Raw genomic sequence first — 18,902 nt, forward strand, 5'->3', positions numbered from 1 at the left:
AAGCCAGCGAGAAGTGGGTGGGGAATTAAGAGGGACTTGTACAGAACCCTGGTTCGTTGGGCACGCCACGCAACCAGTGAGGGTCTAAAAGTCGCCTGCCAGACCCCATTCGCCCTCACGTTCGACGGGGGTATTGCCAAGAACACGGGCGGTGGAGTTAGGGCCGGCCACGGCAAGTGCCAAACCTGGCTTTACTCCCCATGCTTCGGCCCACAAATTCTGGCCAATGGAGACGACTGCCGGTGCAGAGAAGTTCTTGGCGTTAGTCACTGCAGTTCCACCCTGAACGGAAACCCCCAAGGCGATGGCGTCCCACGCTTGGGCTTGAGTCTTGCCTTTCTGAGCTGACTGCTGCGGCAAAGCGCCCGCAAAATCCACCCCGTTAACGGTTGGTTGTGGAAGCGGAGACACTGCCGGGGCAGCTCCGGCGGCTCCCATTCCGAAAAGGAGACGGCGGGGATAGTAAAGAGTCCTGCTGCGATGCGCGAAGAGCGAAGCGTCGGAGACATGGGGGATTCCTTTGAGAGTGAGCGCCGTGAGGCGGTTCAGTTGAACGTAGGTGATGCACCGGTGAGATTTTCCCGCCTGCACAAGGCTGTTCGAAGCTGAATCCACTGGGTGGGTTCATTTCGAAGCGGGCCACCCATACGGGGGTACTGGAGCTAAGACCGGTCATTTCAATTCGTGTTTTAGCAGGCAGAGGGCTGGATGGACCAGATTGTCGGCGCGGGCAAGGATGCTTCGTCGGCGTGTAGTCTTGGGCCAACCCACTTACACACCAATGCACGTGCAAGCCGTGCCGAGGGAGCAAGAAATGCGCATAGCAGTCATAGGCGCCACCGGAAATGCGGGCACGGCTGTCCTCCGTGCGCTCCAACGTCGGTCGGAGGTCACGCATGTGTTGGGCATCGCCCGCCGTCTCCCTGATCACACCGTCGAGCCTTATGATTCGGCCGAATGGGCTTCCATCGATATCGCGGCGGCTACTGCTTGCGACGAGGCCATCGCGGAGCTGACAGAAAACCTCCGAAACTACGACGCAGTCATTCACTTGGCTTGGCTAATCCAGCCCAATAACCGACGCGAGTTGCTCCACCGAGTCAATGTGGAGGGCACCCGGCGCGTGGCCGAAGCGGTCGCAGCGGCCGGCGTACCGCACTTGATTGTCGCGAGCTCTGTAGGTTCTTACTCCCCTGATAATGCCCGGACGACCGCCGGAGATCTCCCTCTTCGTGATGAATCTTTCCCTACGGACGGTATCAAATCCTCGCACTACAGCTCCGATAAAGCTGATCAGGAAGATGTTTTGGATGCTTTCGAGGCCGCCCACCCTGAGATTGCAGTGACTCGTCTGCGGCCAGCTCTGATTTTCCAACGGGACGCAGCCAGCGAAATTCAACGCTATTTCATCGGTTCTGCGGTGCCTAGCCGCAAACTACGGCCCGGAGCTCTGCCTTCGCTTTTACTACCAAAGGGATTGCATATTCAGGTGATTCATTCCGATGACGCTGGTGAGGCGTATGCCGCAGCTGCGGTGACGGGTCGTGGCGGGGCGTTCAACATCTGTGCCGACGATATCCTCTCCCCACGAGATCTAGCCACCATTCTCACTGGTTCGGACTCCGTTGCCGAGGCACCCGCCGCACTGGTTCGTGCTGCCATGGTTACCGCTCATACCACCGGAGCGGTCCCGGCCGACGCCGGGTGGCTCGATATGGCCATGGGTGTCCCCATGATGGACAACTCCCGCGCTAAGCGAGAGCTGGGGTGGACTCCCCGCCACGGTGCTGCCGATACAGTTCGAGAGATCCTCGACGGGATGGCAGACGGTGCTGGACACTCCTCCCCTCCTCTGCAGCCGCGAGATGCGGGCCAGCGCAATGTGCAGGCCATACATGAAAACGCGGAGGAAGGTGCCAATGCAGGAACGGGAACATCCGCTCCCAAGCCACTGCCGGAGACGATTGGCCATGATCTCTTGGAGCTGTATCTATCCGACCACCTCACGGGAGCAACCGCTGGGGTCAACCGAATAAGCCGCATGGCAGCGGACTTCATCGACACTCCCGTTTATGGGCTGCTCGGGCAAATGGCTGAGCAGATCACCGCCGAGCGCGATTTTCTTGCGCAGCTCATTAAAGATCTGGGAATGCAACGCAAACCTTATCGCCAAGCTGTGGCGTGGGTGGGCGAACGTGTGGGTCGGTTGAAGCTCAATAAGCGCGCTGTGGAGCGCTCACCCATGACGTTGCTTCTCGAAGCCGACCTGATGCGCGGCGCAGTGCAAGCCAAGATGGGCGGGTGGGAAGCCTTACTTTCACACGCTGAGGACTTGGGACTGGATCCCGGTGTATTTGAACAGCTCATTGACGATGCGAAACAACAGCTGAAGAACCTCGAAGAAGTCCACGCCTATGCGGCGCCGCGCGCATTCACAGAAGACGGCACTACGGACCGTTAAGAAAAACTCTCCCACCACCACAAAGACCAAAGGATAAGAAGAAAAAATGAAGGCTCTTACTTGGCAAGGAAAGCGGAAACTCAGCGTTGAGACCGTTCCTGATCCCACCCTCCAGCAGGATACGGATGCAATCATCGAGGTCACCTCAACGGGTATTTGCGGTTCCGACTTGCACCTCTACGAAGTTCTCGGCCCATTCATGACGGAAGGTGATGTCATCGGCCATGAACCAATGGGTCGCGTAGTTGAAGCGGGCAGCGCATCCGGGCTCACCGTGGGTGACCGCGTGGTAGTCCCATTTACAATCTCTTGCGGTTCATGCTGGATGTGTCAACGTGGACTCTTCTCTCAATGTGAGACCACTCAGGTTAAGGACTTTGGTTCTGGTGCTCAGCTCTTCGGGTACTCCAAGCTGTACGGATCCGTTCCCGGTGCGCAGGCACAGTTCCTCCGCGTCCCTCACGCGGATTTTGGTCCGGTCAAGGTGGGAGAAGAACTCCCCGATCACCGCTACCTATTCCTTAGTGATGTTCTCCCCACCGCATGGCAGGCAGTCGCTTATGCCGATGTGAAAGAAGGTGAGACGTTAGCTGTTTACGGTCTCGGACCCATCGGTCAAATGTGTGCTCGTATCGGACGCCACCTAGGCGCGCGAGTGTTCGGCATCGATCCCGTTGTGGAACGCAGGAACATGGCAGCTCGTCACGGGATTGAGGTATTCGACGGTGGTGAAGATACCGCTGACGAAATCCGTGATGCCACGCAAGGACGTGGTCCTGATGCTGTGGTTGATGCGGTGGGCATGGAAGCTCACGGGTCTCCGGTGGGTAAGTTTGCGCACGATGTCGCTGGTCTTCTTCCCGACGCTATTGCCGAACCCTTCATGCAGAATGCCGGCGTGGACCGCCTCGCTGCTTTGCACTCCTCCATCGATTTGGTACGCCGCGGCGGAACCATTTCCCTTTCTGGTGTCTACGGAGGCACAGCCAGCCCTATGCCACTGTTGACAATGTTCGATAAGCAGATTCAGCTTCGAATGGGGCAGTGTAATGTCCGTAGCTGGATTGATGATTTGCTCCCGCTCGTTGAAGACAGCGCCGACCCGCTAGGTCTGAATGATTTCGTTACGCACCGCATGCCTCTTTCTCAGGCGCCTGAAGCATACGACATGTTCCAGGAAAAAGAGGACGGTTGTGTGAAGGTAGTTCTCGACCCAACCGCTGGTTAAAACGAAATCGCTTCTACCATGAGTCTCCGGCTCTCCACGGGTACGTTGTTCCTATGGAGAGCCGTCATTATTCATGTGTAGTTAATTAATGTCCCGGCCAGCGATGTATACGAGTTCGTTGCCACACCTGGCCATTTACTGCAATGGGCAGCGGGCCTAGCGCTCTCACAGGTGGAGATCGATGGGGCTGACCTTCTCGTAATGTACCCGATGGGGAACGTTCGCGTTGTTTTGTGCCACGGGATCTTTTTCTTATTGCAGATCACGACGTCATGCCCCCACAGGCATAACTGTCACCAACCCCTTGCGGGTTATGCACCATCCTCACGGGTGCGGGGTAATTTTCACGGTACGGCAGCTTCGATTCGGCGATCAGGAGTTTGCCCGAGATTGCGAGATGGTGGCTGGCGATTCAGCTGCGCTTAAAGATATTCGCGAGAAAAAGGCCGATTAGACGGGCAGCAGGATGTAGTTAGTTTGGTTCAACGCGATTCGCACGAGTGCTGCTGACAGCCTGGGAAGATCTTCCGTATTCACCATTTGCCCAAGGGTTTATGGGCCTGCGAAAAGCCAAAGTCTTTTGGCGCCTTGAATTGCTTTGGTATTTAGTGCCGGTGCGAGTGCCGGCCACACGGCTTGGACGTTGCGGGCGAACATGTCTGCGCAGGGGAACCCACACCACTGATTTTCTATAAATCTTTTTTGATATTTCCGAAAGTTCGTAGATCGCGGAGGTCCCCGCCCTATTCTTTGAGCACATGCTCTGTGGCCTCATGCAGGTAGGTCGCCGAGCTTTCGTCGTAACGAGCGTGAGCCGCTCTTTTGAAGGGCCGCAATCATGGTTCGCCGAGACGCGGAATGCACATTTTCCGCGGTGTCCAGGTCCTCTTTATTGAGTCCAAGGAGTGCCTGAACTGCGGTGTCCGCACCGATCGGTTTGGCTCGTAGCATACTGAGCGTGAGTAAGCGGAACAACGGGGAGGGTTCGTTCTTCAGAGTGATGTGGGCTTGTTCGGCAGAGGTTGTCCCGTACTTGTCCAACAGTGTGGTAACTAGCTGTTCCGACATTAGGAACCTCCTTCACGCGAATCTGGCTGCCTAAAAACCGGCGGTGCTTACTCAGGCATTCCAATTGCAGTAAGTGTGGGGTTAATGAGAAGCAAGCAAGACGTGAGCGATTAGAGAGTCCAAGCGACGAACGTCCACATCGCGACCCTAGTTAATTTTGATTTTTCCTGCTCGCGTCCACAATTTTATTTCAGAATTGAGATCGAACGTCCCGGCATTCTCAGAAGACCACATGTTGATTGAGGAGCAAGGAAGGGAATAGAGTTCCACTTTCTTTACTCGCAAGCCGCGAGCATCACGGACGACGAGTCGACGGTCTGTGAACAACGCGGAGTCACGGAAGATTTAGTAGTCCGCCATAGCCTTTTCACCGGGGACGAGGAGCGGCCCGATATGTTGCGGAACGGGGATTTCTGAGGGAAAGTCCACGCGGTATTTTCTGCGATTTCAGCTGACACGTTTCGAGTCAATACAGAAAGGCTCCGAATCACGAGGGGAAACGCGACAACCCTTAACCCGACCTAGTTGAACCCCCATTCAACTTCAGTGGATGCGGGTTAGACTGTAGCTAATGTCTAAACCTTCGCTGCACAGTGTGTTCATGTTTGCCCTACTCGCTGGCTCCATCATGACCCGCAACGGTGCCCCAGCTGCCACAGTCACCCACACATTGCTCGCGGTCGCGCGCACTTTTGGCAGACCAAATGCGTCCGCTACCGTCACGATGGATCAGTTGACGATGTCTGAGATTAGCCCGGACGAGGACCGGTCTATTTCCATCAGCCACGCCGTGGGAACCGCCGGTTTCAATTTGTCGGCCATCCGCGCCGTGGAGTCCACCACCAAAGATGTCATCCGTGGGGATATTTCCCTAGCAACCGGCACACAGCGCCTAGAGGAAATTGAGTACACCCCTCTTGGCCATCATGCTGTCATTCGCTTACTTGGTTGGGCGCTTATGTCCGCAGGATTCGCTATGTTGCTCGGCGCAGGATGGGTCAGCATGCTCTTGGCCGCGATAATCGCTTTCGTCATGGAAGGAATTTCGGGATATTTATCAGAACAAGAGATGCCGATTTTCTTCATCCATGTAGCCACGGGAGCTCTTACCACGGGGGCTGCACTCTTAATAGTGGAGTTCACCGCCGAGGCCAGTCCTGCAGTCGTTATCACAGCAGCATTGGTTGCTAAGCTCGCCGGTGGAGCGGCACTTGGCGCTGCTCAAGATGTCCTCACCGGCTGGTATCTAACTGCAACGGCGCGCATCCTCGACGCGGCACTCGTCACCGCTGGTCTAGTGGTGGGTGTCATTGGAGCGTTGTCCTTCGCTGCCCGTTATGGCCTTAGCCTGGATCTTACCGAAGAGCCCGAGCAGGAAAGGGCACTACTCATCGTCGCAGTTTCCGCTATCCTAATCGCCAGTGGTTTCGCGTTGGGTAGCCACGCGCCTTGGTCCCGCGTGCCGGTGATCGCTGGGCTTGCGGTTGGTGCTGCTACGCTCTCTGAGGCTTTAACACGCGTAGGGCTGTCTACGGTGACCTCACTTGTCATCGCTGCAGCAGCCCTCGGCGCAGTTGCAGTGCTTGGCACCAGGTGGATCCAGTTGACTCCTACTGGTGCCCTGGGCGTGGCGCTCGCGCCGTTGCTTCCCGGCATGCAGATTTACCTTGGATTCGTTGACCTTTCGAACGATAAACCTGCTCTCCCCCGCTTCGGACTTGCTCTCTTGTTAGCCATGGCGCTCGGATCAGGCATTGTGCTGGGTCAATACATTGCCAGCCAAATTCTATGGAACGGCATGAAGGCGCGAAACTTCGGTGAACAGTATCTGCATGGAGAAATTACTACTGACGCACGGCATCTCACTGCAGAATGGCTCAGCACCCCTCTGTTCAGACGACCCTTCTTGGTTGAGGAGTTCCAGCCTCAAGCAAAGGGGATGACCGACGATCGTAAAAAGGTTTAGCCACGCATACCAACCAGCAAGTCGAGGAAATGCCCACGCCATCATCCCAGTGCTATGGCTAGTTGAGCGTGTACCGTTGCTCCAGTGAGTGATACAGCTGCTGATGGACCGGAGCGCACCCCTGATGGACGCCACATCATCGTGAACGGAAGGAAATGGCGAGCAAGCGATCCGTCAATTCCGGACCAATTACGCTCCCAGCTAGTAGAAGAACTAATGACCGCACGACGATTGGTGAAGTCCCACGGAGATTCCGTGCGTTTCCGAGTTCAAGACGCGAAAATCGCTCTAGGCGAGCGCGGGGAACCATGGTGGGAAGCCACCGACGAAGGTCGACGAGAAAGGCTAGCTGCGACGATACGAGTTCTATTACGACATCGGGATGCAGGCAACACAATCTGTCCTTCGGAGGCTGCCCGTGTGGTGGGAGGCGATCAATGGCGAGATCTCATGCCTATTACCCGTGACGTAGCAGGGGAACTCGTGAGGACTGGTGAGGTGACGGTGCTGCAGAAAGGGGAGCCTGTTGACATCGATGCCGTTTCGGGTCCGATCAGAATTGGGGCTGGGTTTCAGTTACGTGACCTCTCCTGAAGGCACCGTTCCACCCATGTCCACCGCTGCTTATCCCTCATCACCATCCGAGCCGGTCTGATGGATTCCGACTGGAGCTAGCCCACCTCAATTGATAAAATTGCTCATAGCAAGTCAGTAATAAGTCGCTTCAGAATTTTCTCGCCATGCACCCATCTCGTTGTAGGGCTTCAACACTGGCGACGGGGCAGATTCTAACGAAACCGCCGCGTTGAAGACTGCTATGGATGGGAAGACCGCGCTACATGGGCGGTAACCCATGTCCTTCACGTCGTGCCCATAAAGCTAGGTGCAATCGGCTTTCACATAGGCATTAATCTGACTTCTTCCGAAAAACTTTCGCTGACGACTCCGGCCGAGTCTTCGGTGCGTCGCTAGACGTTAAATTTAAACTCCACGACGTGTCGTTGCAAAGTCACCTTCTCATTCGAGAATAGCAGCTAAAAACCACCACACCCGGCTATGTGCGGCAAAGATAGAGTGCACACCAGGTAGCCTCAGCCCCCGCTCCTCGTGCAGCAGCGTCCTTTAGCAAGACATACATGGGATTCGCCCCACATACGGTTAATTCAGGCTTCCGATGTCGCCCAAGCGACCCGTTGAAACTTAACCGAACGGTCCGTGCGGAACGCTCGGCCGTAAATAGGATTGATGCCGCGCAAAGGCGGGCGCGAATGCATTAAACGTCCTGTCTGCTACTCCCCCCCCCGTTCTACCGGTCCGACCACCTGCCGATGCGCGATACCTGGACGCCGATGTGGGTGTACCCGCTTGGCGCGTAGCATTGACGACATGCGCATTTTCACCGTGGGCCACTCCAACCTCGAGTTCGAGGACTTCGCTGAAATGATCAAGGCTGCCGGTGTGGCATCCATCGTGGATGTGCGCAAGCTGCCCGGGTCCAGGAAGTACCCGTGGTTCAACGGCGACCACCTTGCCGAACACCTTCCCACATGTGGCATCACTTACGGCAGAAGCGAGGGCCTCACCGGGCGGCGCAACGTGTCCCACTCGGTGCCGTTTGAGGTTAACGGCAACTGGCGTAACCGCAGTTTCCACAATTACGCCGACTATGCGCTGGGTGGGGAGTTCTCGGACGCGCTCTCGCAGCTACGGGCGAACGCCGCCGAAACCCCCACCGCGATCATGTGCTCCGAGGCAGTGTGGTGGCGGTGCCACCGGCGTATCATCGCCGACCACCTCATCGCCCACGGTGACGAGGTAGGCCACATTATGGGCCTGGGTGCAGCCGGGGCGAAGGTGAGCGAGGCCACGCTCAACGACGGCGCAGTCATCGGCAACGATCTTCTCGTGCGCTACCCCGAGCGGGGCTAGCGCGTACACCAGAGGCCCGGGGTGCGGAATCTCGGACTACGCCTCAGTCAGCCACGGCATCCGCCTCGGTCTGACCTCAGGCGCGACCTACGCCTTGTATTCATGGAGCGCCCGCCCCTTATGAGCAGCAGCATCGGAGGCACACCAGCGAATAGCACGCTCAAACGAGCTTTAGGTTAGGAAATCTGAACCGCTTAGCCTAAGAAGACCACCGGTAGCCCCGGTAGTGCCCCAAAGCGTCGAATCGAAAAACGTGCTACCGACTTGCAACGGACCTAGACGTTGAACTTGAACTCCACCACGTCACCATCGTGCATGACGTAGTCCTTGCCCTCCTGGCGCACCTTGCCGTGGGACTTAGCCTCAGCCATGGAGCCAAGCTCGTCCAAGTCATCGAAGGTCACAATCTCGGCCTTAATGAAGCCGCGCTCGAAGTCGGTGTGGATCACGCCCGCGGCCTGTGGAGCTGTGGAACCCTTGCGGATCGTCCACGCGCGGGACTCCTTCGGACCAGCGGTCAGGTAAGTCTGCAGCCCCAGCGTGTCAAAGCCAGCGCGCGCAAGCGTCTGCAAGCCCGGCTCATCCTGGCCCACGGAAGCCAACAGCTCGGCGGCCTCGTCGTCATCCAGCTCAAGCAGCTCGGATTCAGTAGCAGCATCCAAGAACACACAGTCGGCAGGTGCCACCAAGTCGCGCAGCTCCTGCTGCTTTGCCTCGTCCGTCAGCACCGACTCATCAGAGTTAAAGACATAAAGAAATGGCTTGGCCGTCATCAGGTGCAGCTCCCGCACCGATGCCAAGTCGATCTCACCCTTCGCAGCAGCGGAGGACAAAGTGCGTCCGTCATCCAAGATCTCCTGAGCCTTTTTGGCTCCCTCGACCTGCTCGGTCAGCTCCTTATTCTTCCGCGCTTCCTTCTCTAGACGAGGCACTGCCTTCTCAATCGTCTGCAGGTCAGCCAGGATCAGCTCCGTCTCAATGACGGAAATGTCTGCACTAGGATCAACCCGGCCGTCGACGTGGATGACGTTGTCGTCGGAAAAGGCACGAACAACCTGGCAAATCGCATCGGCTTCGCGAATGTTGGCGAGGAACGCATTGCCCATGCCCTCGCCATCGGCCGCCCCCTTCACGATGCCGGCGATGTCCACAAAGGACACAGTCGCAGGCAAGATACGTTCCGAACCGAAGATCTCGGCCAACCGGTTCAAACGAGCATCCGGCAGCTCCACCAAGCCCACATTCGGCTCGATGGTGGCGAACGGGTAGTTCGCAGCCAATACGTCGCTGCGAGTCAGGGCGTTAAACAGGGTGGACTTGCCCACGTTTGGCAGTCCGACAATTCCGAGAGTAAGAGTCACGAGGGCTATCCTATCGCGTCTGCCACCTCCACCAAACGCCAGCACCCCACCTCCAGCTCACCGCCCCCGCAACAGGCGCACCCACGTTTTTCCCAAGGAATTATCAGGAAAAATTACGCCCGAGGGCTCCAAGCCAGATATATTCATCTTCAACATCTTCGATGTGACCTAGCTCAAAGTATGTGAAGTTGGGCGAACATCTTCACCAGAGCCAGCGCCTACAAGTAAGAAAGAGCATGAGTATGGCTGAAGCCACCGCAAAGTCTCCCGCAAAGAGAGACACTTTTGACTCGCGCCTCGTGTTTCTCATGGCCGCCATCGGTTCTGCCGTCGGCCTCGGAAACATCTGGCGCTTCCCCTACGTCGCCTACGAAAACGGCGGCGGCGCCTTCCTGATCCCCTACCTGGTCGCACTGCTGACCGCGGGTATCCCCATCCTGTGGTTCGATTTCACCATCGGCCACCGCTGGCGCGCTTCCGCTCCCCTGGCGTTCCGCCGCCTCTCCGGAAACGGCGAGGTCATCGGCTGGTTCAAGGTGGGCGTGAGCTTCTTCATCGCCGTCTACTACGCCGCGATCGTGGCCTGGGCCGCGATCTACACCGTCAAGGCCTTCACCAAGGCATGGGGCGATGACCCAGAGACCCACCTGTTCAATGACTTCCTGCAGATGGACGGCACCTCCACCTTTTCCGGTAACTACGTGCTGCCCATTCTGTTCATGATGATCGGCGTGTGGCTGTTCTCCATCGTGGTCCTGGCCCTGGATGTCAACAGCGGCATCGGCAAGCTGACCGTGGTGTTCGTGCCTGTCCTGGTGGTTCTCTTCACCGTCCTGGTGGTCCGTTCCCTGTTCTTGGAAGGTTCGACGGAAGGCTTGAACGCTTTCTTCACTCCTAACTGGGAAGCGCTGAAGGACTCCAGCGTATGGATCGCCGCGTATGGGCAGATCTTCTTCTCTTTGTCCGTGGGCTTCGGCATCATGATCACTTACGCGTCCTACCTCAAGCCACGTACGAACCTGGCCAACACCGGCCTGGTGACCGCTTTTGCTAACTCCTCCTTCGAGGTGCTGGCTGGCATCGGCGTGTTTGCCACGCTGGGCTACATGGCACACGCTGCGGGCGTGGGCGTGGATGAGGTCGCTACCAGCGGCATCGGCCTGGCCTTCGTGGCCTTCCCGACGATCATTAACAACATGCCGTTCGGCGAAGTCTTCGGCGTGCTGTTCTTCCTCACCTTATTCTTGGCTGGCGTGACTTCCCTGATTTCCATCATGGAAGTGGTCTTCTCCGCTATTAACGATAAGCTTGGATGGGGTCGTGCCAAGACCGCGATCATCATCGGTTCGATCATGGGTATCCTGTCCACCGTGCTTTTCGCTTCCACCTCCGGCCTGGTCGCCCTGGACATCATGGATAAGTGGACCAACAACTTGGGCATCGTGTTCTGTGCCGTGGTTGCCCTGGTGACAGTGGGTTGGATTACTGGTCGACGCAACGAAGTCACCCAACACCTCAATGCTGTGTCTTCGGTGCGCGTGGGCGGGCTATACCAACTGTGCGCATTCATCGCTACTCCCCTGATCCTGATCTACTTCCTCTACGAGGAGGTTTCCACGCTGCTGACTGAGGGCTACGGAGATTACGCAACCTCTCAGCTGGGCATCTACGGCTGGGCCGTGGTGGCGTTCATTATCGTCAATGCCGTGGTGTGGACGTTCATCCCGTTCAAGAACCAGACCGTTCTGACTGGCGTTCCAGGTTCTGATTACGGTGTGCCTTCCAAGGGTCGCCCAAAGGGTGAGCCGAACCCACTTGCTCAGGCAACCGCCACTGAGTCCACCCCAGCTAGCGAAAGGATTTAACCAGTATGTCTGCAACTGCAATCGTGCTCATGGTTCTGTTCATTCTCATCATTTGGGGCGGCTTGGTGGCCTCCGTCGTGATGCTCAATAGCACCAATGACGACATCTCCGGCGAACTTGGTGATGCACCTGGTACTGATGATCGCGCTCTGACAGCGTCGAATCGTTAAGTATTTCTTTCCCACTTCCCAGTCATAGTGCACAATAGGGAGAATGAGCCCTAACAAGCGTGATGATGAGCCACGCTCTGAGCACAATGGCCGGGATTTTGCTGACTTCCTCGCAGGATCAGAGCGACTAGATCCCGAGGCAACGCTGCCTCTTCCAGAGTCCCCGGATAGCACCGCCCTCGGCGGCGATCCGTCCGAGCCTCCCACCGTCCCTACTGGGGTAGATGGCGATGGCTCCGATGACCGCTCCGATGCCGAGCATAGTCTTCCCGTGGATGATTCCGCCGAAGGCAAAGCCGTCAAGGCCCACGATCTGGATCCGGACGATGAATCCTTGCAAAAGGAACTGAGAGAGAACGAAGGCCTGCGCCCTGAGGTTCGCGACCGCGCGGAGGTCATCGGCACCTCCGTCCGCTGGTTCGCCGGCTGGTGCTTGCGCTTCCTCATCATGGTGGCCGCGGGCTACGTTCTGTCTAACGTCATCGGCAAGCTGTGGGCAGGCATCCTGCCTATCCTGCTGTCGCTGATCGTGTGTACGGTGCTATGGCCAGTGGTAAGCACGCTGCGCAAGTTCCACATCCCGAATGCCCTCGCGGTGCTACTAACCATCGTGGGATTCTTCGCCGTCATCGGTGGCGTGTTCTGGATGATCGCCCCTTCTGCGGTCTCCCAGACGAGTGATCTGGTGGACAAGGCCAACCATGGTTTGACCACCATCCAGGACTGGATCTCCGGACCTCCGTTGAACCTCGAGGCCACGCAGCTCAATGACGCGCTGGATAAGGGCACGGCTTGGCTGCAAGAGCGCTCTGGCACTATCGCCACTCAGGTCGCCGCTGGTGCCTCCGCTACGTTGTCCGCTCTGGTGACCTTGCTGATCGTGCTGGTGCTGACCTTCTTCTTCCTGAAGGACGGCGAGCACTTCCTGCCAATGGTGCGCCGAGTGACCGGTCGCCGCGTGGGCTGGCACCTCACCGAGGTCCTGACCCGCATGTGGAACACCCTGGGCGGATTCATCCGCACCCAGGCGCTGGTGAGCTTCATTGATGCGTTCTTCATTGGCATCGGCCTGGTGATCCTGGGCGTTCCACTGGCAGGCTTCTTGGCCGTGATCACCTTCTTCGCCGGCTTCATCCCGATGATCGGTGCGTTCACCGCTGGTGCGCTGAGCGTGTTGGTTGCGCTGGTGGCCAATGATTTCACCACCGCCGTAATCGTGCTGGTGATCATCATCGCAGTGCAGCAGCTGGAGGGCAACATCCTGCAGCCGGTGCTGCAGTCCCGCGCGATGAACGTTCACCCCGTCATCATCCTGCTGGCCATCACCATCGGTTCCACCCTGTTCAGCATCATCGGCGCTTTCCTGGCTGTGCCTGTCGCGGCCATGGTCATGGTGGCCTTCCGCTACATGGGCGACCTCACGGATTTGGCCACGGGAGAAAAGACCTCGTCGGAGATCAAGTTCTCCACCACCGCAGGTGCGCTCACCGGCGCACAGAGCGAGGAAGCTGCTAAGCGTCACTTCGCCAAGTCCGAGCACAAGCGTTCCATGGCAGAGAAGCTGAATATCACGTCTCTTCTCAATCCACTGCGGGGCAATGACAAATCTGCGAAAAATGAGAAGTAATATTCCTACCTGTGTCTGAATCCAATCAAAATCGATCTGGCGCGAAGTCCCGCCACTCCGCGCCGTCTGATCGCCCGTTCTTTCCGGTATGGGCTCCCCTACTGGTGATGATTGCTGTCGCAATCACCGGATTGGTTTTTGCGTTTGAGAAGGACGCAGCCCCGCTGTCTTTCTTTGTTCTCTTCGCTATCGCCTGCGTGGTCTGCACCTTGTTGGTGGAGCCGCGTGGGCTGTTTCTCAGTGTGGTCACGCAGCCGATTTACTACGTGATCGGCACCATGCTCATCGGCTGGATTGCTGCTCCCGCAAACAGCGTCGGTGGGAAGAAGACCATGTTGTTGACCACGGCGTATCCTGCCGTGGAGCACTTTTTGTGGCTGGCCGTGCCGTTCGTTATTGCGATCATCATTGCGGTGGTGCGGTTCCGTCGTTTTAAGGCCGACGCCACCCGTGCCGCCTTTGCTGATGCCGAAGCCCGGCAGCGTCGCCGTGCTGCGGACGAGTCCAATCGCTCGAGCTACACCACCGTTCGCTCGCGCACCACACGCACTGAGCCCCGAGAACCCCGCACCACAGAGGTGCCTCACACCCACACTGTCGATGAGCTGATGCGCCGCGCAGAAGAAAGGCGCGCCGCCCGTTCGGAATCTATGCAGACCGAAAACGGCGCGAGGAGGACGGAAACTGAGCTGCCCCGCCCAGCTCGCCGATACCAGGCGTCGAACAAAAAGCCCTTCGAGGACTCAGAGTTCCGCTTCGACGACGAGCGCTAGAACTTACTCGCGATTGGTGCGGGAGGGGCGCAGCTCGCGTGGCAGGGAGAAGATCAGATCTTCCGTGGCCGTGGTGACCTCTTCCACGGTGGGGAAGCCCTGCTCAGCGAGCAGATCCAGCACGCCGCGTACCAGGATCTCCGGCACGGAAGCGCCACTGGTCACGCCCACGCTGTTCACTCCCTCGAGCCACGCCAGGTCGATCTGATCGGCGTAGTCCACCAGGTAGGACTCCTTGGTGCCGTGCTGCAACGCGACCTCCACCAAGCGCTTCGAGTTGGAGGAGTTCTGCGAGCCCACCACAATCATCAGCTCCACCTTGGGTGCGATGGCCTTGACCGCGACTTGGCGGTTCTGGGTGGCGTAGCAGATGTCATCGCTCGGCGGATCCTGGATGTGCGGGAACTTCTCGCGCAGCATCTTGACGGTGTCCATGGTCTCGTCCACGCTCAGCGTGGTCTGGGACAACCAGATCAGCTTGGTGCCTTCTGGGAAGTCCAGAGCGTTGACGTCATCCTGACCGTCAACCAGGTGCACCACATCGGGCGCCTCGCCTGCGGTACCTTCCACTTCCTCGTGTCCGTGGTGGCCAATGAGCACGATCTGGTAGCCCTGCTTGGCAAAGCGCTTAACCTCGTGGTGCACCTTAGTGACCAGCGGGCAGGTGGCATCCAGGGTGTTCAGTTCCAGCTTGCGGGCCTCCTGGTGCACCATCGGCGAGACACCGTGGGCGGAGAACACCACGTTGGCGCCCTGGGGAACCTCGGTGGTTTCGTCGACGAAGATCACGCCGCGGTCCTCGAAGGTCTTCACCACGTGCTTGTTGTGCACGATTTCCTTGCGGACGTAGATCGGTGCGCCGTACTTTTCGAGCGACTTCTCCACAGTCTCCACGGCGCGGTCAACACCAGCGCAGTAGCCTCGCGGTGCTGCCAGTAAAACCCGCTTGTCAGACTGGGTTGGCTGGCCAGAATCGGCGGTTTCGGCGGTGTTAGTAATGGTCATGTCAGCCATCGTATAACACGGAACAAACCTCAGGCAGTGACCCTTGTTGCAGCCGGGCTCCCGGCCGTTGTCTCGGCTGCCCATACAATGAATAACCGTGACTTCTCTTAGCCAAGATTCTTCCGGCCCCGATTCCCCCACCGGCGAGGCCGCCCCCTGGCCGGTGGCGGAACTCAATGCCAAGGTCAAGCAGTGGGTGGAACGCCTCGGCCACATTTGGGTGGAAGGTCAGGCCACTCAGGTCAACATGAAGCCCACGTGGAAGTTGTCCTACGTGACCTTGCGCGATGTGGAGCAAGAGGCTTCCGTGCAGGTGACGTTGAGCACGTCCACGTTGCGGTCCATGACCACGCCGTTGAAGAACGGCGACCGCGTGATCATGTATGGAAAGCCCGCGTTTTATGCAGGTCGCGGCTCGTTTTCCCTATGGGTAACGAAGGTGCGCCACGTAGGTATCGGCGAGTTGCTGGCGCGCATCGAAGAGCTCAAGCGGGCGCTGGCTGCCGAAGGCCTGTTTGATCCACGTCTGAAGCGCCCCCTCCCCTTCCTGCCGCACCGCATCGGACTGATCACCGGCCGCGGTTCGGCGGCAGAGCGCGACGTGCTCTCCGTTGCCCAGTCCCGCTGGCCGGCCGTGCAGTTCGAGGTCATCAACACCGCCGTGCAAGGCCCCACCGCAGTCCCTCAGGTGATCGAGGCATTGGAAAAGCTGGACCGCGACCCCACCGTGGACGTGATCATCATCGCCCGTGGTGGCGGTTCGGTGGAGGATCTCCTTCCTTTCAGCGAGGAGGCTCTGGCGCGTGCGGTGTCTCGAGTCTCGACGCCAACCGTCTCCGCAATCGGCCACGAGCCCGACAACCCAGTTTTGGATAACGTCGCTGACCTGCGCGCCGCTACCCCCACCGATGCAGCGAAAACCGTGGTTCCGGATGTCCTGGCGGAAAAGCAGCTGCTCATTGAGCTCCGTGGACGCGCCTCCGGCGCCCTACGCGGATGGGTGGCCAACGAACGCCGAGGCTTGCACAACATCCGCAGCAGGCCAGTGCTCGCGGATCCACTTCTGCCGGTCAAGCAACAGCAGGACATCGTCCGGGAAACCATGCAACGCAAGGATCGCGCTCTCGGGTTGGCCGTCCGCGAGCGGCGCAATCACATCTCTTCCCTGAAAGCACAGGTCAACGCCCTGGGTCCGTCCCAGACATTGGCGCGTGGCTACTCAGTGCTGCAAGTAGTTCCTCGGGACGGGTCGGGGCCTGCGGTGGTGACGGGCGTGGAGCAGGTGCAACCCGGAAGTCAGCTGCGCATTCGCGTGGCGGATGGGTCCATCACCGCAGCGGCGATGGGAGTGCAAGTAGCACCTGGTGGCGTCGAGAAAAAGAACACAACAACATCCAACAACAATGAAGCGGACAACAACGATGACTAACCCACAACAGGACAACGAACAGCAGCAGTTCCGTCCACTCGAGGAACTGAACTACGAGCAGGCGCGCGATGAGCTGGTGGAAATCGTGAAGATTCTGGAGCTCGGACAGATGAGCCTGGATGAATCGCTGAACTACTGGGAACGCGGCGAGGAGCTCGCGGCGTACTGCGAGCGCTACCTGGACGGTGCGTCGACCCGCATCGAGCAGGCGCTCGAACATCGCGAGGCAGGCGACGATGCCGACAGCGAGGACTACGAAGACTAGCCCGGTTTAGGAGATCGGTTCGGCCTTCACGGACGCTTCCGCGGCCTGACGAGCGAGGTCATCGGTGGCCATCGCCTCGATGATCAGGCGTACGTCGCCGAGGTCGGTGACCCAGATGGGGCGGGCGTCGTCACCCTCGAAGACGTTCCATTCCTGACCAGCGATGTCCTCCGTGCGGATCTCCTCGCGGTAATCATCATCTGGCTGCTCGGCCTTCTTCATCGGCGCGGGAGTCTGCGTAAGAGAAATGAACTTGTCACCATCAATGACCCACCCGGTGACCACGGAGGTCTCCTGACCAATCGTGGTGCGGCGCTGCGAGTTCGGGACCCAACCGTCCGGCATGTCCGGGTAGCGGATGGGGAAATTCAGCGCGCGTGCATCCATCGTCAAAATGCCCCGAGCATCCACCTCCTGCACCGGCCCATTGGCCTCCGGCGCCCCCGGATCCACCGAACACATTCCAGTGAAGCCCACCACCAAGAACATGGCAAACAGGAGCACTCCCAAAGTCAGGAAAACATCCTTGGCGGACTGGAATACACGAGGCTTTTCGATACGCACGGGTGTCATTATCGCACTAAATGGTGCCCCACCCCCCAATCGGTGTTTCGGTTAGTGCCCGAAAGCCCACAACGGTGCCACAATGGACACGATAGACACAGGCAACCCAGACTTGATGACAACGAAATGAGTTGGTGCAGATGACCGCCCAAGCAAACGTTAACCCTTCCGCGCAGCGCACCGGTGAAGCGCCAGACCGCAACCTGGCAATGGAACTGGTGCGCGTCACCGAGGCCGCAGCGCTGGCCTCCGGCAAGTGGGTTGGCCGCGGACAGAAGGAATCCGGCGATGGCGCGGCTGTCGATGCCATGCGACAGATGATCAACTCGGTAACCATGCAGGGCGTGGTTGTCATCGGCGAGGGCGAGAAGGACGAAGCCCCCATGCTGTTCAACGGTGAGGAAGTGGGCAACGGACAAGGCCCAGCTGTGGACATCGCCGTGGATCCCGTGGACGGCACCACCCTGATGGCCGAAGGCCGCCCCAACGCGATCTCCGTGATCGCCGCTGCTGAGCGCGGTTCCATGTACGATCCATCCGCCGTGTTCTACATGAACAAGCTGGCCGTAGGGCCAGAGTCCGTGGGCAAGGTGGATATCGACGCGCCTGTGGCACACAACATCAATGCCGTGGCCAATGCCAAAAACACCGTTCCTGGGGACATTACCGTGGTGGTGCTGGATCGCCCTCGCCACGCTGACCTGATTCGCGAAATCCGCGAGGCCGGCGCCAAGGTGCGTCTAATTGGCGACGGCGACGTAGCCGGTGCCGTTGCGGCCGCGCAAGATGACCTGACCAACTCCGTGGACATCATGATGGGTATCGGCGGCACACCGGAAGGGGTGATCACTGCGGCCGCCATGAAGTGCATGGGCGGTGAGATCCAGGGAAAGCTGTGGCCTAAGGACGACGCCGAGCGCCAGAAGGCGATCGACGCTGGCCATGACCTGGACCGCGTGCTGACCACCTCGGATCTGGTCAATTCCGAGCACTGCTACTTCGTGGCCACCGGCGTGACCAACGGCGACATGGTTCGTGGCGTTTCCTACCGCCAGAATTCCGCCATCACCCGCTCTCTGGTGATGCGCTCCAAGTCCGGCACCATCCGCCACATCGAAAGTGTCCATCAGCTCAACAAGCTGCAGGAGTACTCCGTGTTGGACTACACCCGGTAGGCACCTGCCCGCGCCG

Annotated in this window: 16 protein-coding genes and 1 pseudogene; 12 read left to right on the plus strand and 5 right to left on the minus strand. The window is 58.6% G+C overall.

All coding sequences use genetic code 11. From position 1 onward, the window contains the following. Window positions 1-84 precede the first annotated feature (84 nt). Complete coding sequence (locus CS919_RS01175) at window positions 85-438, minus strand: hypothetical protein (protein ID WP_099297435.1); 354 nt, start codon at window positions 436-438, stop codon at window positions 85-87. A gap of 376 nt (window positions 439-814) precedes the next feature. On the opposite strand from CS919_RS01175, the gene CS919_RS01180 reads away from it, so the two are divergent. Next, a complete protein-coding gene (locus CS919_RS01180) occupies window positions 815-2,461 on the plus strand; it encodes an NAD-dependent epimerase/dehydratase family protein (protein WP_099297437.1) in 1,647 nt (548 codons plus the stop codon). 46 nt (window positions 2,462-2,507) lie between these two features. After that, window positions 2,508-3,689, plus strand: a complete 1,182-nt coding sequence (locus tag CS919_RS01185; RefSeq protein WP_099297439.1) for an alcohol dehydrogenase catalytic domain-containing protein — start codon at window positions 2,508-2,510, stop codon at window positions 3,687-3,689. A 1,149-nt stretch (window positions 3,690-4,838) separates the two neighbouring features. Here CS919_RS01185 and CS919_RS01200 read toward each other — a convergent pair. Beyond that, window positions 4,839-5,215 (minus strand): annotated as a pseudogene (locus CS919_RS01200) (PH domain-containing protein). A gap of 113 nt (window positions 5,216-5,328) precedes the next feature. Here CS919_RS01200 and CS919_RS01205 point away from each other — a divergent pair. The 3 genes from CS919_RS01205 to CS919_RS01215 all read left to right on the plus strand — a co-directional run bounded on the left by CS919_RS01205 (window position 5,329) and on the right by CS919_RS01215 (window position 8,652). Next, on the plus strand, window positions 5,329-6,723 hold the full coding sequence (locus CS919_RS01205) for a threonine/serine exporter family protein (protein WP_099297443.1): 1,395 nt from the start codon (window positions 5,329-5,331) through the stop codon (window positions 6,721-6,723). 216 nt (window positions 6,724-6,939) lie between these two features. Next, complete coding sequence (locus tag CS919_RS01210; protein WP_200818321.1) at window positions 6,940-7,317, plus strand: DUF3253 domain-containing protein; 378 nt, start codon at window positions 6,940-6,942, stop codon at window positions 7,315-7,317. 792 nt (window positions 7,318-8,109) lie between these two features. Next, window positions 8,110-8,652, plus strand: coding sequence for a DUF488 domain-containing protein (locus tag CS919_RS01215; RefSeq protein WP_099297447.1), 543 nt, complete (start codon window positions 8,110-8,112; stop codon window positions 8,650-8,652). 275 nt (window positions 8,653-8,927) lie between these two features. Here CS919_RS01215 and ychF read toward each other — a convergent pair whose 3' ends face one another. Continuing rightward, window positions 8,928-10,013 carry a redox-regulated ATPase YchF gene (ychF, locus tag CS919_RS01220; RefSeq protein ID WP_099297449.1) on the minus strand — a complete coding sequence of 362 codons (1,086 nt, stop codon included), beginning with the start codon at window positions 10,011-10,013 and terminating at the stop codon, window positions 8,928-8,930. A 236-nt stretch (window positions 10,014-10,249) separates the two neighbouring features. On the opposite strand from ychF, the gene CS919_RS01225 reads away from it, so the two are divergent. From CS919_RS01225 to CS919_RS01240, 4 genes are read left to right on the plus strand one after another with little or no spacing between them, the layout of a single operon-like run. After that, window positions 10,250-11,878: a sodium-dependent transporter gene (locus CS919_RS01225; protein WP_370737734.1), complete on the plus strand. Its 1,629-nt coding sequence runs from the start codon at window positions 10,250-10,252 to the stop codon at window positions 11,876-11,878. Window positions 11,879-11,883: 5 nt separating this feature from the next. Beyond that, entirely contained in the window at window positions 11,884-12,048 is a 165-nt protein-coding gene (gene metS / locus CS919_RS01230; RefSeq protein WP_099297453.1) for a methionine/alanine import NSS transporter subunit MetS, read from the plus strand. Between the two features lie 43 nt (window positions 12,049-12,091). Next, on the plus strand, window positions 12,092-13,675 hold the full coding sequence (locus tag CS919_RS01235) for an AI-2E family transporter (RefSeq protein ID WP_099297455.1): 1,584 nt from the start codon (window positions 12,092-12,094) through the stop codon (window positions 13,673-13,675). An 11-nt stretch (window positions 13,676-13,686) separates the two neighbouring features. Beyond that, window positions 13,687-14,448, plus strand: coding sequence for a DUF6542 domain-containing protein (locus tag CS919_RS01240; protein ID WP_200818314.1), 762 nt, complete (start codon window positions 13,687-13,689; stop codon window positions 14,446-14,448). A gap of 3 nt (window positions 14,449-14,451) precedes the next feature. Here CS919_RS01240 and CS919_RS01245 read toward each other — a convergent pair whose 3' ends face one another. Next, window positions 14,452-15,453: a 4-hydroxy-3-methylbut-2-enyl diphosphate reductase gene (locus CS919_RS01245; RefSeq protein WP_099297605.1), complete on the minus strand. Its 1,002-nt coding sequence runs from the start codon at window positions 15,451-15,453 to the stop codon at window positions 14,452-14,454. Window positions 15,454-15,550: 97 nt separating this feature from the next. Between CS919_RS01245 and xseA the strand changes: the two genes are divergently transcribed. Both xseA and CS919_RS01255 read left to right on the plus strand, forming a co-directional pair. Further along, on the plus strand, window positions 15,551-16,882 hold the full coding sequence (gene xseA, locus CS919_RS01250; protein WP_099297457.1) for an exodeoxyribonuclease VII large subunit: 1,332 nt from the start codon (window positions 15,551-15,553) through the stop codon (window positions 16,880-16,882). After that, a complete protein-coding gene (locus tag CS919_RS01255; protein ID WP_099297459.1) occupies window positions 16,875-17,147 on the plus strand; it encodes an exodeoxyribonuclease VII small subunit in 273 nt (90 codons plus the stop codon). Before xseA ends, CS919_RS01255 begins: the two co-directional genes overlap by 8 nt. Before the next feature lie 6 nt (window positions 17,148-17,153). Here CS919_RS01255 and CS919_RS01260 read toward each other — a convergent pair whose 3' ends face one another. Then, entirely contained in the window at window positions 17,154-17,720 is a 567-nt protein-coding gene (locus tag CS919_RS01260) for a DUF4245 domain-containing protein (RefSeq protein ID WP_099297461.1), read from the minus strand. Window positions 17,721-17,851: 131 nt separating this feature from the next. Here CS919_RS01260 and glpX point away from each other — a divergent pair, with 131 nt between their 5' ends. Continuing rightward, on the plus strand, window positions 17,852-18,886 hold the full coding sequence (gene glpX, locus CS919_RS01265; RefSeq protein WP_099297463.1) for a class II fructose-bisphosphatase: 1,035 nt from the start codon (window positions 17,852-17,854) through the stop codon (window positions 18,884-18,886). The last annotated feature ends 16 nt before the right edge of the window (window positions 18,887-18,902 follow it).

The sequence above is a fragment of the Corynebacterium dentalis genome (assembly GCF_900232865.1).
Lineage (GTDB): Bacteria > Actinomycetota > Actinomycetes > Mycobacteriales > Mycobacteriaceae > Corynebacterium > Corynebacterium dentalis.